Below are 17,203 nucleotides of genomic sequence, written 5' to 3' on the forward strand. Positions count from 1 at the left end.
GGAGGCCATCGGCTGGTCATTCACAGTTACTTTTTCTCGGCCAGAATCTTCGCCGCTTCCTCTTTGCCAATCTCTCGCACGAAGAGATTTCTCCAGCGGATCTCACCACCGTGTGTCTGTAGCATGAGGGGACCGCTAGCAGGCAGGGGCTGGGTTTTGTCCCAGAAGTTTTCCATCTTGGCACCATCCACCACCAGCTTGTCGTTCAGCCAGATCCAGGTGATGTCACCGACTTGACGGATGCGAAAGCTGTTCCATTCGCCAAAAGGTTTGTCCGCCAGCACCAGCGGGTCGCGACCCGGTGTTTTGGGCGTGTTGTTAAATAGGCCACCTGAGCCCAGCTTGGGATGGCGGTCCGGCTTTTTGGCATCGTCGGGCTGGTTGATGTCCCAGATTTGCACCTGGGGATTGCCGCGCAGGTAGATGCCGCTGTCGGCCTTGGCCACCGTTTTGTATTCGATGAGGAACTCCATGTCCCCAAAGGCCGCATCCGTGGTGGCATAGGGGCCGGTGCCGATGTTGACGAGCTCGCCGTTTTCCACCCGCCAGTGCTGGGCGAATTCCTCGCGCATCTTTTTCAGGGCGACGTCTTTTTTCTCTCCGCTCAGTTTCACCACCGAGTGCGGGTTCAGCCCATGCCAGCCAGTGAGGTCTTTGCCATTGAAGATGGCTTTAAATCCGGGCGGTGGCGTCGGTTCGTTGGCGGAAAGGGGCAGGGTGGCGAGCGCCAAAAGGGCGGCGAGGAGGGAGAAAGGCGGGCATTTCATAAAGGATCGTAGGGGGGTAACGAAGCCAAGGCGGGCCATTATGCGCTCAGGAGTGGCCTGCATTCAGCTTTTTGTGTCCGTCAGAAGTTGTGCCGTTTGGTTGCACACGTGGAGAGGACGCGCTAGATAACAGGCCCTTCATGTCCGACCCCACCAACCGCATTGATCGTCATTTCGCCGGGCTCCGCGCCTCCGGCAAGCGCGCCTTTGTCGCCTACATCTGCGCCGGTGACCCAACTCTGGACGCCACCATTGACGTTGTTTTGGCCCTTGAAAAAGCCGGGGTGGACATCGTCGAGCTCGGTGTGCCCTTCTCAGATCCCCTCGCCGATGGCGTGGTGAACCAGATGGCGGCTGACCGCGCCCTGAAGGCCGGAGCCACCTTTCCGAAGGTGCTGGAAATGATCCGCACCCTGCGGACGAAGTCCCAGATTCCTCTGGTCCTCTTTACCTACCTGAATCCTATCTACACTTATGGTTATGAACGCTTCCATACGGATGCGGTTGCTGCCGGTGTGGATGGCGTGCTGGTGCTGGATCTCCCGCCTGAGGAGGCGCTGCAGAATGCCGAACTGAAGCCCGCCCCGGAACTGGCCCACATTCAGCTCATCGCCCCCACGTCCCCGCCCGAGCGCATCGAGCTCATCGCCAAGAATGCGGAAGGTTTTGTCTATTATGTCTCCCGCCTGGGCGTCACCGGGGCGCAGGTGGAAATCGCTACAGGCATCGCCGAACAGGTGGCCGTGATCAAACAGTCCACCGAAGTCCCCGTTTGTGTCGGGTTCGGAGTGTCCAATCCTGAGCAGGCTGCGACCGTCGCCAGCATGGCCGATGGCGTCGTTGTGGGCAGTGCCATCGTAAAGCTCATCGAAAAGAACGGCGCTGCGCCTGATCTCGCCGCCCAGGTGGAAGCCTTTGTGAAGCCTCTGGTCGCCGCTGTTAAAGCCCTTTCTTGATTCCTTCCGCACAGCCACTCCCCACCTTTGACCGTTGACGTTTGACCTCCTCACGGTCCCCCTCTCCCTCTCCTCCCATGACCCTTAACTTCTGGAAAATGAACGGTGCCGGCAATGACTTCGTCATGCTGGACAATCGCGACCTCTCCCTGGCTCTCACCACGAAGCAAATCGCCCAGCTTTGTGATCGTCATCGCGGCATCGGTGCGGACGGCCTCCTCTGCGTGGAGCCTGCGGCCGATGGCGGCGATTTCAAAATGCGTTATTACAATGCCGATGGTGGCGAGGCTGAAATGTGCGGCAATGGTGCCCGTTGCTTTGGTCGCTTCGTCAATCGCCTGCATGATGACAAGCTGGCGAAGATCCGTTTTGAAACGCTGGCCGGCATGATCTCCGCCGAGTTTGAAGACGGTCAGGTGCGCATCAATATGAGCGCCCCTCACAGCCTGAAGCTCTCCACCGACCTGCCTGTCGCCGGAGAGACTCTCACCGTCCACAGTGTGAACACGGGCGTGCCTCATGCCGTCGTGTTTGTCGAGGATTTGGAAAATGTGCCCGTCCGTGAATGGGGTGCCGGTCTGCGATACCACGAGGCTTACAAGCCCAAAGGCACCAATGCCAACTTCGCCAAAGTGCTGGCTCCGGGCAGCATCTCCATCCGCACCTATGAGCGCGGCGTGGAAGATGAAACCCTGGCCTGCGGCACCGGCATGGTCGCCTGCGCCCTGCTTCACCACGAACTCACCGGCGCACCCAGCCCCGTGACCGTTCTGGTCAAGGGTGGCGACACGCTGCACGTCGGCTTCACCGAAACCGCTCCCCACGAATACACCGACGTCACGCTTTTCGGCCCGGCGGATTTCGTTTTCCAAGGCACCGTTGCTCTCTAAAATATTTTCATCCCCACCCTCATGTTCGCAGGAACCCACACCGCCATTGTCACCCCCTTCCGTAACGGTCAGCTCGATGAGGAAGCCCTCAAAAAGCTCATCGACTTCCAGTTCGACAACGGAGTGTCCGGTGTGGTCCCTTGCGGCACCACCGGGGAATCGCCCACGCTCGACTACGATGAGCATGAGAAGGTGGTGAAGCTGACGGTAGAATTCGCCAAAGGCCGCGGCATCGTCATGGCTGGCACGGGCTCCAATAGCACCCGTGAGGCCATCGAACTGACGCAGGAAGCCGAAGCTGCCGGGGCCAATGCCTCGCTGCAGGTGGCTCCATATTACAACAAGCCCACGCCTGAAGGTCTCTATCAGCACTTCAAGGCCATCGCCGATAACACCAAGCTGCCGATCATGCTTTACAGCATCCCTGGCCGCTGCGGCATTGAGATCGGTCTGGATGTCCTGGTGCGTCTTGCTGAGAACTGCCCCAACATCCGCGCCATCAAGGAAGCGGGCGGCAATCCGGAGCGCGTGAGCCAGATGAAGCAGGTGCTGCCGGCTGATTTTGAAATCCTTTCCGGTGACGACGGTCTGACTCTGCCCTTCATGTCTGTGGGCGGCGTGGGCATCGTCAGCGTGGCCTCCAACCTCATCCCAAAGCAGATCAGCGACATGGTGAAGCTGGCGCTGAAGGGCGACTATGCCGGGGCGTTGGGCATCCATCAGCAGTATTACCCGCTGTTCGCCGCCTTCCTGAAGCTGGCCACCAACCCGATCCCGATCAAGACCGCCATGGCCATGGCCGGCCATTGCAGCAATGAGCTGCGCCTGCCACTGGTGCCCATGGAAGAGGCCAAAAATGAAGAGCTGCGCGCCACGCTGACAAAGCTGGGCTTGATCTAAAAAGCTGCGCAACCTTCATGGCCTAACCGGGTTTCAGACCACTGAAACCCACCCTAGGTCATGAAGGTCATTGTCCGTCTTGTTTTACTTTTTTGCCTGTCACTTCGCGCCGTTCCGGCGGCGGAAGAGATGGCCGCCGCCCATGCGGACATTCCGGCGGATCGACTTCAGTTCTTTGAAAAGCACATCCGGCCTGTGCTGGTGGAGCACTGCTACAAGTGCCACTCCACCGAGTCTGAAAAGGTGAAGGGTGGCCTGACGCTGGACACCCGGCAGGGAACGGTCCTCGGCGGTGAATCCGGCCACCCGGGCGTCACGCCAGGGAACCTTTCGGAAAGCAGTCTTTATCACGCCATGACCTGGGCGGATGACGACATGCAGATGCCACCGAAAAACAGGCTGCCGGACGAAGTCATCGCCAACTTCAAAAAGTGGATAGAGATGGGGGCCCCGGACCCGCGCGAGCAAAAGGTGGCCGGAGCAACAGGCGGCAGGCGCGAGATCAACATGGCCGAAGGCCGCAAGCACTGGGCTTTTGTGCCTCCTGCCGAGGCCCCAGTGCCTGAACTGAAGACCCCAGACTGGGCCATGTCAAAGATTGACCAGTGGGTGCTCGCGGGGTTGGAGCAGGCCGGGCTGAAACCTGCCGCCCAGGCCGACCGCCGCACCCTCATCCGCCGCATCGCCTTTGACCTCACCGGCCTGCCACCCACCCCAGAGGAAGTGGAAGCCTACGTGAATGACACCTCTCCACAGGCCACCCAGCGCGTGGTGGACCAGTATCTGGAATCCCCCCGGTTTGGCGAACGCTGGGGCCGCCATTGGCTGGATGTGGCGCGTTATGGCGAGAGCAGCGGCAAGGAGGTGAATCTCCTCTATCCCCATGCCTGGCGCTATCGCGACTACGTCATTGATGCCTTCAATCGCGATAAACCCTACGACCAGTTTTTGAAGGAGCAGATCGCCGGGGACTTGATGCGCTTTGAAAACAAGCGCGACCAGGCCGAAAAGATCGTCGCCACCGGCTTCCTCGCCATTGGCTCCAAGGGGCATAACAACCGCGACCGCCGCCAGTTCAATATGGACCTGGTGGATGAGCAGATTGACGCTTTGTCGCAATCCATGTTAGGCCTCACGCTGGCCTGCGCCCGCTGTCATGACCACAAGTTTGATCCCGTGACCCAGCGCGACTATTACGCCCTGGCAGGCATCTTCCTCAGCAGCGAAACCCTCTACGGGACGCATCAGCAATTGCAGAATAACAATCCAGGTACGCTCATCGAACTGGACCCCGCAGCCCAGCAGGTCTCCGCCCTTGCCAAAATCGCACCGGCGGAAGCCGTCGAACTGAAGCAGCGGTATGACACGGCGCAAAAGGCGGCTGAAGAAGCCCAGCGCGACATCACCAGCCTGAGCCGAGAAGATCGGGAGCGAAATGGCGCTGCCAGCTTCCTACGCATCCGTGCAGCACGCGACCGGGCGGAATCCGTGAAGGCTGATCTGGACCAATTTCATGACGATGGAACTCCTCGTACACTGGCCATGGGCATGCTGGACCGCGCGCGTCCGGTAAACAGCCCTCTGCTCGTTCGCGGTGATTTGAAACAGCCTGCCGACATCGTGCCGCGCGGACTCGTGGAGGTGCTTTGTGCCGAGGGCGAACCTCACAACATCAGTGAGGGCAGCGGTCGTCTGGATCTGGCCTGGTTTATTGCTTCCAAGGAAAATCCGCTGACCGCCCGGGTGATGGCCAACCGCATCTGGCTGAAGCTCATGGGCAGCGGCCTCGTCAGCACCCCGGACAACTTCGGCATCATGGGGCAGAAGCCTTCACACCCTGAGCTTCTCGACTTCCTGGCCCTCTCATTCATGCAGCAGGGCTGGTCGGTGAAGCAGCTCATTCGCGAGATCATGCTCACCCGCAGCTATCAGATGGCCTCCACCTATGATGCGCATAACTTTGCGGTGGATCCGGACAACAAGCTCCACTGGCGCATGAACCAGCGGCGACTGGAGGCCGAGGCGGTCCGCGATGCCATGCTCTCCGTTTCCGGCAACCTCAATCTCTATCCGGTGGACGGCTCTCCTGTGGCCAGGGCGGCTGAGGGCAGGGAAGGGCTGCTGATGCTCAATCGCGAACTTGTGGGCAAGCCCTACAACTATCGCAGCATCTACCTGCCCATCATCCGCGACCTGATTCCGGAAGCGCTTAGCGTCTTCGATTTCCCGGATGCCAGCCTGGTCAATGGCGAGCGCGACAGCACCAATGTACCCAGCCAAAGCCTCTTCCTGATGAACAACCCCCAGGTCCTCAGCGCTGCCGATGCGCTGGCGGCACGCATCGCCAAGCAGCCGGGCAGCCCGATGGACCGTCTGGCCTACGCGTATCAACTCGTCTTTTCACGTGCCCCCACGGAACCTGAACTCGCCGCCATCCGCAGTTTCTGGATGCGCTTTCCCCCGCAGGTGGCCGGTGGCAAAAGCACGCAGCAGGCCCGGGATCAGGCGCAGTATGCCGCCCTCTCCGCTTTCTGCCAGAGCCTCTTCGCCAGTGCCGAGTTTCGTTATTTAAACTGATCGTTGGTTAGTCAATCCAGCCCTTTGCCGCCATGACCTCTCCTTTCAACCGTCGCCAGTTTTTGAAGACCACCTCCAGCGGTTTTGGTTACCTCGCCTTTGCCGCGTTGGCTCAGCAGCAAGCCCTTCGCGCCAGCGCCCCCTTGGCCGCCAAGAGCCCGCATTTTGCCCCGAGGGCCAAGCATGTGATCTTCCTCTGCATGCAGGGGGCTCCCTCGCATGTGGACCTTCTGGATTACAAACCCAAGCTGGCGACCGATGACGGCAAGGCCGCACCCTCGATTGCCGGACGTTACGGGCAGGCCAAGCTCATGGGCTCGCCCTGGAAATTTAGCCAGCATGGCAAGAGCGGCCTGTGGGTCTCTGAGCTGCTGCCGCATCTGGCCAAACAGGCCGATGACCTCTGTGTCATCAACTCCATGGCCACGGACCTTCCAGCCCACCCGCAGGCCTTCACCCAGTTGCACACAGGTACAACGCAATTTGTTAGGCCTTCGTTGGGCTCATGGGCCTTGTATGGCCTGGGCACGCAGAATGAGAATCTGCCGGGCTTCATCACCATCAATCCGCCGGGCAATGCCACCCGCAGCTACGGCAGTGCCTTTCTGCCCGCCATTTATCAGGGCACCAAGATCGGCGGCAATGCCGGCCCAGGCGGTGGTGCCTTGGCGCGCCGTTTCGGTGCCGGTGGCGCGGACCAGGCCTCCATCGCTAACATCAAAAACAACCGTTACACCACCGAGGCCCAGCGTACGCAGATGGATCTGGTGCAGTCGCTGAACAAGGCCCGCATGGCCCAGGATGGCGGCGTCAGCGCCGAGGTGGAAGGCGTCATCGAATCTTACGAACTCGCCTTCCGCATGCAGGCGGAGGTGCCCAAGGTGCTCGACCTCAGTCAGGAAACGACCGCCACTAAGGAGCTGTACGGCATCGAAAACGAAACCACGGCCACCTTTGGCAAGCAGTGCCTCATGGCACGCAAGCTGGTCGAAGCAGGAGTCCGTTTCATCGAAATCACCCATGGCAACTGGGATCAGCATTTCAATCTCAAGGCCGCCCTGGAGCGCAACTGCGACGCCATCGACAAACCCGTGGCCGGGCTGCTGCAGGACCTCCGCCAGCGTGGCCTGCTGAAGGACACCCTGGTCATCTGGGGTGGTGAATTTGGCCGCACCCCGCACAGCCAGGGCGAGGACGGCCGCGACCACAACAACAAGGGCTTCACCATGTGGATGGCCGGCGGCGGCGTGAAGGGCGGCATGAACTACGGCAAGACCGACGAGTACGGTTACGAAGCGGTCGAAAACAAAATGCACATCCACGACTGGCACGCCACCGTCCTGCACCTGATGGGCCTGGATCACGAAAAACTCACCTACCGCTATGCCGGTCGCGACTTCCGCCTCACCGATGTCTATGGCACTGTGGCCAAGGAAATCCTGGCCTAGCGCCATGCTGTACTTCCTGCATCGCGGATTTGTCCTTTCGTTTTCCCGTCCTACACTGCGGCGATGACGTTGCAAGACATCGGCTGGAATGCCGCCTTCGAAGAAGCCTTTGCTCCCTACCTCAAACAGGGCTGGGTGCCCGCGCGCCTGACCCGCGACAACAAGATCACCTATGGGGCCCTCGTCGGCGATGGAGACGAGTTCGAGGCCGTCATGTGCGGCAAAGTTTACCATGATGCCGAAACCGATGCGGACCTCCCTGCCGTGGGCGACTGGGTGGCGCTGGAGGTGGGCCATGAGGACCAGGAGCACGTCATCCGTGCCCGCCTGCCGCGCCAGACCTGCTTCTCTCGCAAGATGGCCGGCAAAAGCACCGAAGAGCAGGTCATCGCCGCCAATGTGGATGTCGTCGTCGTCGTCACGGATGCAGGCACCGATTTCAGCCTGCGGCGCATGGAACGCTACTTCACCATCATCGCGCGCAGCGGGGCCAAGGCCGTCGTCCTCGTCAACAAGTCCGACCTCTACGAAAAGGAAGACAACGAAGACGCGGCGGCACAAATCCGCGCCCTCAATCCCGAGGCCGATGTCCACATCACCTGCGCCACCAAAAAACGCAGCCTGTCCGTCCTGCGCCAGTACTTGAAAAAAGGCCAGACCGTGACTCTCATCGGCTCCAGCGGCGTGGGCAAATCCTCCGTGCTCAATCAGCTTCTCGGGGACGAATACCAGTGGACCGATGATGTCAACGAACTCACCGGCAAAGGCCGCCATACCACCACGGCGCGGGAGCTCATCATCCTGCCGAAAGGCGGCATCCTCATCGACAATCCAGGGATCAAAGAGATCCAGATGTGGACCAATGAAATCACCCTGCGGGAAGGTTTTGCCGATATCGAGCAGCTCGCCCTCCAGTGCAAGTTTGGCGACTGCAAGCACAGCAAGGACGCCGGATGCGCCATTCGTGCCGCCTTGGAGGCCGGCAAGCTGGATCCCGGCCGCTACGAAGGCTTCCTCAAACTGGACGATGAGATCGAAAAACTGCGCCGCAGCCGCAAAAAACGCCAGATGACCGTCGAGCGTCGCTCCAAGCGCGAACTCCGCGCCCAGGTCCGCCAGTACGAAAAGCGCCGCGACCCCGATCACGAACTAGAGCCTCGAGAACGCCGCCAGGGTGGAAAATAGGCAATCTTTTGCGGCAGAAAAACCCTGCTATGTCGTTTTGAACATAGAGGTCCTGTCTTGACTCTCACTACGCCACCGTTGACTTTTCCCTTCACACATGTCTGAACCCGTCCCCTCGCCCGCCATCCCAGATGCCAGTTCCATCGAGAAAGCCTCCACATGGGTGCAGCCCCTCCGCCAGGAGATCGGGCGGGTGCTCGTCGGCCAGACGGCCTTGGTGGACCGCCTCCTGGTCGCCCTGCTGACCAACGGCCACGTCCTTCTGGAAGGCGTCCCCGGCCTGGCCAAGACCCTCGCCGTGCGCACCCTTTCCAGCGCCCTCCACGCCCAGTTCAAGCGCATCCAGTTCACGCCCGATCTCCTCCCTGCCGATGTCATCGGCACCATGGTCTATCACCCGAAGGAAGGCACCTTCACCGCCCGCCTGGGGCCCATTTTTGCCAACCTCGTCCTGGCGGATGAAATCAACCGTGCCCCCGCCAAGGTACAGAGCGCCCTCCTGGAGGCCATGCAGGAGCGTCAGGTGACCATCGGCGAAAACACCTACAAGCTGCCAGATCCCTTCATGGTGCTGGCCACGCAAAACCCCATCGACCAGGAAGGCACCTACACCCTCCCCGAGGCCCAGCTCGACCGCTTCCTGTTCAAGGTTCGCGTGGACTACCCCACTCCGGCGGAGGAGCGTCGCGTGCTCGATGCCATGGCCACCAGCGCGCCAAAGCTGGAAGTGAACCAGATCACCAAGACTGAAGACATCGTGGCCAGCCGCACACTGGTGAATGCGATCTACGTGGATGAAAAGATCCGCGATTACATCGTCTCCATCATCCAGGCCACCCGCTCGCCGGAGGCCTACGCCCCGCACCTGAAGCTGCTCATCCGCTGCGGCGCCTCCCCCCGTGGCACCATCAATCTCGCCCTCGCAGCCAAGGCCTATGCCTTCCTCGCCGGGCGCAACTACGTCACCCCTCAGGACATCAAAGACTTGGCCCCTGACATCCTACGCCATCGCATCCTCCTTTCCTATGAGGCCGAGGCCGAAGGCGTCAGCAGTGAGGATGTCATCCGGCAGCTCCTCGACAAGCTGCCCGTGCCGTGAGCATGCGGCCCCAGTGACTCACCTCCCCGCCACGCTGCCTAAATCCGCAGCCTGATCTCCCCCATGTCTGCCACCACTCCTGACAACGATGAACAGCTCACCCGCATCCTCAAGCGGGTGCGCCGCATTGAGCTGATCACCCGTGGCATGGTTAAGGAGACCCTCGGCGGCCAGTACCACTCGCGTTTCAAAGGGCAGGGGATCGAGTTCGATGACTTCCGCGAATACCAGGCCGGTGACGACGTCCGCTTCCTGGACTGGAACGTCACCGCCCGCATGGACGAGCCATTCGTCCGCAAATACATTGAGGAGCGCGAGCTCACCGTCATGCTCGTCGTGGATGTCAGCGGCTCCGGTGATTACGGCAGCCAGGAGGACAGCAAACGTGAACGCGCAGCGGAGGTCGCCGCCGTCTTCGCCTTCAGCGCCGTGCAAAATCAGGACAAGGTCGGCCTCATCCTCGTCTCAGACCGGGTGGAGCATTACCTGCCAGCCCGCAAAGGCAGCGCCCACGCCTTGCGCATCCTGCGTGACATTCTGACCATCCAGCCTAAAAGCCGGAAAACCCAGCTCGCACCGGCGCTGGACCTTGCCCTGGAGCGCGTGGCCCATCGCGCCCTCGTCGTGGTGGTCTCAGACTTTTTGACGACTGACACCGCCTGGGAAGCCAGCCTCCGCTCCGTGGCGGCCAAGCATGACGTCGTCGCCGCGCAGATCAGTGATCCCCGCGAATGGCAGTTGCCAGAGTCAGGCCGCATCTGCCTGGAAGATCCAGAATCCGGGGAGCAGTTCATCGTCAATACCTCCCATCCCGCCGTCCGCCAGAAGTACGCCCAGGCCATCAGCGACCGCCAGGCCGCACTGACCCGCGTGCTGCGCAAAAACGGGGTCGAGCGCATCGATGTGCGCATGGATGACGACTACGCACCCGCCATGAAGGCCTACTTCCGGGCCCGCAGAAGGAGGAAGCGCTGATGACACGCTTTTTGTTAGCCCAGGCCCCCGCCGCCCCGCCGCCCCAGCCGCTTCCCCATCCGGATCTGCCGGAGGTCTTTCTGCCGCCCGTGCCCCCGCCACTCTGGATCTATGTCGTGGCCCTGGTCGCGCTTGTCGCTTTGCTATCCCTGGTTCTCTGGCTTCTTCTACGTCCCCGCCAGCCCGGATTGCCAGAGCCTAAACGGCCTTGGAAAAACGCCATGCAGGCCCTCAAGACCCTGTCTTCCAAGGCCCGCAGCCTGCCCCCCTCCGAGGTCAGCGCCCAGGTCTCCGAAATCCTGCGCCTTTACTTCATGGCGCGTTACCGCATCCCCGCACCCTTCCGCACCACCCAGGAGATCTTCCAGGAAAGCGGCACTCCGCTCCAGCAGCGCGTGCATAAATACGCAGCCCTAGCCTCCCTGTGGGATCAGCTTTCCTTTGCCCCCGTCCCTGCCTCTGAGGAGGAGTCCATGGAATTGCTGGCCAAGGCCATCACCGCCCTTGAGGAAGATGGGCCCGCCCAGCCCGCTGAACCGCAGCTACCATCCCGGTCTGAATGAACATTCCTTTTCTGACTGACATCATCCTGGGCCGGTGGGAGTGGCTTCTGGCCCTGCTCCTCCTGCCTCTCATGATGTGGTGGCGCGGTCGCATTGGCAAAGCGCCCGCCGTGGCCTTCCCCACCGCCTTCATCCTGCGGGACCTCGGTTTCAAGGCCAAGTCCACTTCCGGCGGCCTCACCTTTGGCTTGGTCCTTCTCAGCCTCGCTGCCGCTATCATCGCCCTGGCCCGGCCCCAGAAGGTCACTTCCCATGAGGAGGACAATACCGAAGGCATCGCCATCTGCCTCACCGTGGACGTATCCCTTTCCATGCTGATCGAGGACTTTTACATCGGCGGCTCACCTGTGAATCGCCTCACGGCAGCCAAGCGCGTGATGCGGGATTTCATCCGGGGCCGCAAGAGCGACCGCGTCGGCATCGTCGCCTTTGCCGGGGCCCCCTATCAGCCCTGCCCGCTGACCCTAGATCACGAATGGCTCGAATCGAATCTCGACCGCGTCCAGACTGGCGTCATGGAAGACGGCACGGCCATCGGCTCCGGCCTCGCTGCCGCCTCCCGCCGTCTGGACAAGGAGACCGTGCCCAGCAAGGTCATCATCCTTCTCACCGATGGGGCAAACAACAGTGGCAAGCTCAGCCCTCTCGATGCTGCCAAGCTCGCCGCCACGCTGAACCAGAAGATCTACACCATCGCCATCGGCACCCCCGGCGTTCACCGCATTCCGCTTCCCGATGGCCGCGTCATCACCAGCGGCCGGCAGGAGTTTGATGAAGGCACCCTTCAGGAAGTCGCCCGCATAGGCAGCGGCAGCTTTTACATGGCCCAGGATCTCACCGCCCTGAAAGGCATCTTTGAAACCATCGATGCGCTTGAAAAGACCGAGATCAAACGCCGCAGCATCTCTGAAACGGAAGAGCTGTTTTTCTATCCTGCTGCCCTCGCCGCCGTCCTCCTCGCCTTGGCCCTGCTCCTGCGCCTCACCCTCCTGAATGCCGCCCCCGTCGCGGTGGCCACCTGATTTCATTCCATGACTTTTGCCTCTCCAGATCTGCTCTACTACCTGCTCGGGCTGCCCGTGCTGGTGGCCTTGCGCCTCTGGTCAGGCTGGCGTGCCGGGCGGATCGTCGAAAAGATGACTGCCCCCCGCCTGCGTCCGCAGTTGCTGGTCGGAGTTTCCGCCGCCCGTGCTGGCATCATCTTCACCCTTCAGCTCCTGGCCCTCGCCTGCTTCATCTTCGCCATCGCCCAGCCTCGCTGGGGCGAGGACAAGGTCACCCAGATCGAGTCCGGGAGAAACATTATCATCGCTCTGGATACCTCCCGCTCCATGCTGGCGAATGACGTCACGCCTGATCGCATCACCCGCGCCAAGCTGGCCGCCCAGGATGTCCTCAATTCGTTAAAAACAGACCGCGTCGGCCTCATCGCCTTCTCGGGCAATGCCTACCTCCAGGCCCCCCTCACCACGGATCACGAGGCCGTCGTGGAGGCCATTCAGTCGCTCGACTTCACCTCCGTGCCCAGGGGCGGCAGCGAAATCTCCAAGGCCCTGAAACTGGCCATGGAAACCTTTGAAAAAAATCCCGCTCGCAATCACGGTCTCATCCTCTTCAGCGATGGTGGCGAGCCCGATGCCCAGGTGCGCGAATACGCCCAGCAGGCGGCCAAAAAGAACATCCTCATCCTCACCGTCGGCGTCGGCACGGAGGCTGGCTCGCTCATCCCTGATCCCGATCCTGACCGCCAGGGCGACTACGTGCGCGACCGCAGCGGCAATGTGGTGAAGACCACCCTCCAGGGAGCTGTGCTTCAGGAAGTGGCCACGGCCACCCGAGGCCGATATCTAAAGCTTGGCTCTCAGCCCCTGGCCGCTACGGTCGTGCGGGATCTCCTCTCCGCCCTCCAGGCCCAGGCTAATGAAGCCAAACAACTCGTCAAACCCATCGAACGTTTTCAGTGGCCGTTGTCTATGGGTGTATTGTTTCTTATGATCGCGTGGTTCCTCCGTCCTTCCCCCGCTCGGCGTCAGCCTGCGCTGGCCTTCTCCCTGGTTCTCTTCGGCCTCTTTGCCGAAAGCGCCCCCGCTGCTCAGCAGTCACCCCTGTGGGCCGCTCTGTTTAACCGCACCGAGGTCGACCCCAAAGCCGCCGAGGAAGCCATGAAAAAGGGCAACCACAAACAGGCTGCCGAACTCTTTGGCAAGTTGCTTGCGGAGGGCAGCCTCCCGCCCGACTTGCGTCATCGTTATGCTCAAGCCTTGGGTTATGCCACCCACCAGCTCAAGGACTATGATCGCGCTGTCGGCGCCTTCAGCCAGGCTTTGGAATCAGGCGAGCCCCAGGTGCAAAAGCAGGCCCACCAGGGCCTCGCTCACAGCCTTTATGATCAGGGGGATCGCTCACTCGCCAAGCAGCCCAAATTCACCCTCAAGGCCTGGCGCGATGCCGTGAAGCATTTTGATGCCATTCTGAAAATGGACCCCGAAAACAAGCCAGTCCTTGAGAACCGCGAGTTCATCAAAAAGCGCGTCGTCGAGCTGCAAAAGAAACTTGATGAGGAAGAGGAGCAAAAGGGCGACAAAGGTAAAAAAGGCGACAAGAAGAAAGGCAAAAAAGGCCAGAAGGGCGAGGAAGGGGAAGAGGGTGAGGAGGAAGAAGGCGACTCTGGCGAGGAAGGCGATCAGGACGGCGAAGGCAAGAAGGACAAGGACCTCAGCCGCAAGGAAAGCCTCGGCAAACAGAAGGGTGAAAAGAAAGAGGTGGCACTGCCTGAAGGTGAGCTGAAAGCGGCTAAAGAAGGTGACCCCAAAGATAAGGAAAAAGAAGCCCTGTTGGCCAAGGAGATCGAGGCTGCTGAAAACGAGAAGGACGATGCCACTGGCTTCAGCCGCAATGAGGCCCGCTCCTTCCTCCGCTCATATGCCGACGACCAAAAAAGAGCCCTGATCTTGCGCCCGCGTGATCCGGCAGTGAATGGCAAGGACTGGTAACTGGAAACGAACATGATGGGACCCATGACAAAAGTGATTTGCGAATCGTCTTCAGCCTTGCGGCTGCTGGCTTTCTGTTGGCTGGCCCTCACCGGCATTTCGCATGCCGCCACTGTGCGTGCCTACATTCAGCCAGACAAGGCCCGGCCCAACCAGATCGTGACTTACGTCATCGCCATTCAGGACGGCAGCATCCAGAGTGTTCCAGAGCTTCGCCTGCCACTGCAGATCGTCCAGCGCACGAATGTCTCACCCTCTCAGCAGATGAGCCTGGATAGCACAGGCCGCCGCAGTCTTTCTACCCAGCTTACTTGGGGTGTCGCAGCTTCAGAGCCAGGGGAGTTTGTCATTCCCTCGCAGATTCTCAGCATTGATGGCCAGGAGGTCTCTACCAACGAGGTCAAGCTCATCGTCGAGGCCGGCTCCAGCCTCGGCGGCCCCGGCAGTGGCGAAGATGCCAATCAGCCCATCCTCCAGATCGAACTGGGTAAAAAGGAAATCTACCAGGGCGAGGTCATGCCCCTGACCTGCAGTCTTTACGTCCCGCGTCAGACCCAGATCCGCCGTCTCGGCCTCATTGACATTGTGAAGAGCGATTTCGCCATCGCTCGTTTCCCTCAGCAGAGCGATCAGACCATGACCGTCATTGATGGCGTGGGTTACATCGTCTACACCTTTCGTAGCACGCTTTCCTCCCTTCGCGCTGGTGATCTCAAGGTAGGCCCGGCCTCGCTCGAAATGCTGGTGGAAGTCCCCGTCGAAGGTGGCCCTCAGATGGACCGCCGTCTGCCCCCGGGGTTTCCCCAGGTGTACTTTGGCGTGCAGACGGAACCTCGGAAGTTGGTCGTAAAAAGCCCCCAGGTCTCTCTCAAGGTTCTGCCTCTCCCGACTGAGGGCAAGCCCGCCAGCTTCAGCGGTGCCGTCGGTGATTTCGCTCTCAGCGCAACCGCCACTCCTACCGAATTGACCGTGGGCGATCCCGTGGCCGTGGAGCTCCTGGTGGAGGGGACCGGAAATTTCGATGCCCTCACCACGCCTGCCCTCACACTTCCCAGTGGCTGGAAAACCTATCCGCCCAAGCGCTACAACGTCGAGGGGCAGCTCGATCAAAACCAGGTGCCCACCCTTGAACGCAAAATTGGTTATTCTCAGGTCTTCATACCAGAGGCCGTTCACACCGCCCTGCCTCCCTTTGAGATGAGCTACTTCAGCTCTTCGAAAAAGCAGTACATCACCCTCCGCACCGAGGCCATCCCGCTGAACATGAAGCCCGCTGCGCCCACGGCCACCACGGAGGCTACCACCGGCACTGCTGGTGCTACTGCTCCCGTGCCACCTCCCGTGCTGGATCCCCAGCCCGACATCACGGACATCGTCATCAAGCCCTCCCCACAGTCCCGCTGGCTCGCCCCCACCAGCACCCTTCTCATTCGCAGTTCCTCCTTCTGGACCTTGCAGGCCCTGCCTGTGGGCCTGGTCCTTCTGGCCGGCATCCTTGCCATCACCCACCGACGTCGCCAGGCGCGTATGGCGGGCAGGGCAGGGGAGATCCGCGCTGCCTGGGCTGCCTTTGAGAGCGGCCATTCCTCCGATGCAGACTTCCTTCGCCAAGCCGCCCAGTTCATCCATGTGGCCGAGGCCGGTCACCCTGTGGAGGATCCCGGCCTCAAGGCCATTCTAAACCGATACGAAACCTCCAATTTTACCGGCACCGGGGCTACGCCACTCCCTGCGACAGAACGCCGCCAAATCACCGAAGCCCTCAGCCGCCTTTTCAAACAGGTGATTGCCAAAGTCAGCCTGCTTGCCCTCATCGGCCTCCTCGCTTGCTCCAGCATCCAGGCCCAGACGGCCACACCAGCGGCCACCTCTCCCGACGATATTTATCGCGAGGCCCTAGCGGAAATGGACAAAGGCAACTTTGCTCGCGCCCAGTACCTCGCCGAATCCTTGGTGAAAAAGAAGCCGCCACAGCTCAGCCCGGAAGTCTTCCAGCTCATCGGCCATGCGCGCTACCGCCAGGATGATCTAGGCCGTGCCGTACTCTGGTATCAGCGTGCCCACCTCTTTGACCCCCGCGGCCCTGAACTTCGGCAGAATCTCCTGCACCTCCATGAGCGTCTCCGTTTTCTCTCCTTTACTGTGAAATCGCCTTTGGCCGAGTGGAGCCTCTGGCTCACCCCCAATGAATGGGCTATCCTCGCCTCAGTGGGATTCTGGTTGGTCGCCCTCGCCATTCTCTGGCGCATCCTCGCTGGGCGTCGCGCCATCGGCGGGGCTATTACCCTCTCTGTTCTGGGTTTGCTCCTCTTCCTCCCCGCTGCCTCCATGGCCGCGATCCGCCCCGAGGGTGTGGAGCGCGTCCATGATATCTCCATCGTCACGGTCCCCGAGGTGAAGGCCTACACTGCCGCCACCGTCACCTCCGGCACCGTCATGGATCTGCCTCCAGGTTCCCAGGTCCGTGTTTTGGAAAAGCGCAGCACTTGGACCTATGTGGAGATTCCTTCCGGCACCGAAACCCTGCGCGGCTGGGTGGAAGGCGGGGCTCTCACACCCTTGTGGATTTGGGATGAGGCGCTGGTGCCTTAAAAATATCGGATCGGGCAAGGAATAACCCTCGCACTGAGTACTCTGATCAATAGGCGGCCACGATACCGGGGCTGCTTTTTCAAACTCAATTCTCTACCACCCCATCATGAAAGCTCTCCTTCTTCTTTCTCTCGCCGCCTTCACCCTTGGTCTCTCCAGTTGCGCCAACTGCTGCAAAAAGAAACCGGCTGATTGCACGAAATGTGCGTCCTGTGACACCAAGAAGATGTAGGATGGCCCCGTTGGGTTTTCCCGCCC

Annotated in this window: 13 protein-coding genes; 12 read left to right on the forward strand and 1 reads right to left on the reverse strand. The window is 60.8% G+C overall.

Annotated features, from left to right (window positions below; genetic code table 11):
- Positions 1–26: 26 nt before the first annotated feature.
- Positions 27–767, reverse strand: a complete 741-nt coding sequence (locus ABEB25_RS11950) for a 3-keto-disaccharide hydrolase (protein ID WP_345736638.1) — start codon at positions 765–767, stop codon at positions 27–29.
- 140 nt (positions 768–907) lie between these two features.
- Here ABEB25_RS11950 and trpA point away from each other — a divergent pair, with 140 nt between their 5' ends.
- The 12 genes from trpA (at position 908) to ABEB25_RS12010 (ending at position 16,945) form a co-directional block, all read left to right on the forward strand.
- On the forward strand, positions 908–1,723 hold the full coding sequence (gene trpA / locus ABEB25_RS11955; protein ID WP_345736639.1) for a tryptophan synthase subunit alpha: 816 nt from the start codon (positions 908–910) through the stop codon (positions 1,721–1,723).
- 77 nt (positions 1,724–1,800) lie between these two features.
- Complete coding sequence (dapF, locus tag ABEB25_RS11960; protein ID WP_345736640.1) at positions 1,801–2,613, forward strand: diaminopimelate epimerase; 813 nt, start codon at positions 1,801–1,803, stop codon at positions 2,611–2,613.
- Between the two features lie 21 nt (positions 2,614–2,634).
- Complete coding sequence (gene dapA, locus ABEB25_RS11965) at positions 2,635–3,513, forward strand: 4-hydroxy-tetrahydrodipicolinate synthase (RefSeq protein ID WP_345736641.1); 879 nt, start codon at positions 2,635–2,637, stop codon at positions 3,511–3,513.
- Between the two features lie 60 nt (positions 3,514–3,573).
- Entirely contained in the window at positions 3,574–6,090 is a 2,517-nt protein-coding gene (locus tag ABEB25_RS11970) for a PSD1 and planctomycete cytochrome C domain-containing protein (protein ID WP_345736642.1), read from the forward strand.
- A gap of 32 nt (positions 6,091–6,122) precedes the next feature.
- Entirely contained in the window at positions 6,123–7,538 is a 1,416-nt protein-coding gene (locus ABEB25_RS11975) for a DUF1501 domain-containing protein (RefSeq protein WP_345736643.1), read from the forward strand.
- 63 nt (positions 7,539–7,601) lie between these two features.
- The gene (rsgA, locus tag ABEB25_RS11980; protein ID WP_345736644.1) at positions 7,602–8,723 is read left to right on the forward strand and encodes a ribosome small subunit-dependent GTPase A; all 1,122 of its coding nucleotides are present in this window, start codon (positions 7,602–7,604) and stop codon (positions 8,721–8,723) included.
- A 97-nt stretch (positions 8,724–8,820) separates the two neighbouring features.
- A complete protein-coding gene (locus ABEB25_RS11985; RefSeq protein ID WP_345736645.1) occupies positions 8,821–9,822 on the forward strand; it encodes an AAA family ATPase in 1,002 nt (333 codons plus the stop codon).
- Positions 9,823–9,885: 63 nt separating this feature from the next.
- The gene (locus ABEB25_RS11990; RefSeq protein ID WP_345736646.1) at positions 9,886–10,797 is read left to right on the forward strand and encodes a DUF58 domain-containing protein; all 912 of its coding nucleotides are present in this window, start codon (positions 9,886–9,888) and stop codon (positions 10,795–10,797) included.
- Positions 10,797–11,360, forward strand: a complete 564-nt coding sequence (locus tag ABEB25_RS11995; protein WP_345736647.1) for a DUF4381 family protein — start codon at positions 10,797–10,799, stop codon at positions 11,358–11,360. The genes ABEB25_RS11990 and ABEB25_RS11995 overlap by 1 nt, the downstream gene beginning before the upstream one ends.
- The gene (locus tag ABEB25_RS12000; RefSeq protein ID WP_345736648.1) at positions 11,357–12,382 is read left to right on the forward strand and encodes a VWA domain-containing protein; all 1,026 of its coding nucleotides are present in this window, start codon (positions 11,357–11,359) and stop codon (positions 12,380–12,382) included. Before ABEB25_RS11995 ends, ABEB25_RS12000 begins: the two co-directional genes overlap by 4 nt.
- A gap of 9 nt (positions 12,383–12,391) precedes the next feature.
- Positions 12,392–14,353 carry a VWA domain-containing protein gene (locus ABEB25_RS12005; protein WP_345736649.1) on the forward strand — a complete coding sequence of 654 codons (1,962 nt, stop codon included), beginning with the start codon at positions 12,392–12,394 and terminating at the stop codon, positions 14,351–14,353.
- Positions 14,354–14,377: 24 nt separating this feature from the next.
- Complete coding sequence (locus ABEB25_RS12010) at positions 14,378–16,945, forward strand: hypothetical protein (RefSeq protein WP_345736650.1); 2,568 nt, start codon at positions 14,378–14,380, stop codon at positions 16,943–16,945.
- Positions 16,946–17,203 lie beyond the last annotated feature (258 nt).

Origin of the sequence: Prosthecobacter algae (assembly GCF_039542385.1) — a bacterium.
GTDB lineage: Bacteria > Verrucomicrobiota > Verrucomicrobiia > Verrucomicrobiales > Verrucomicrobiaceae > Prosthecobacter > Prosthecobacter algae.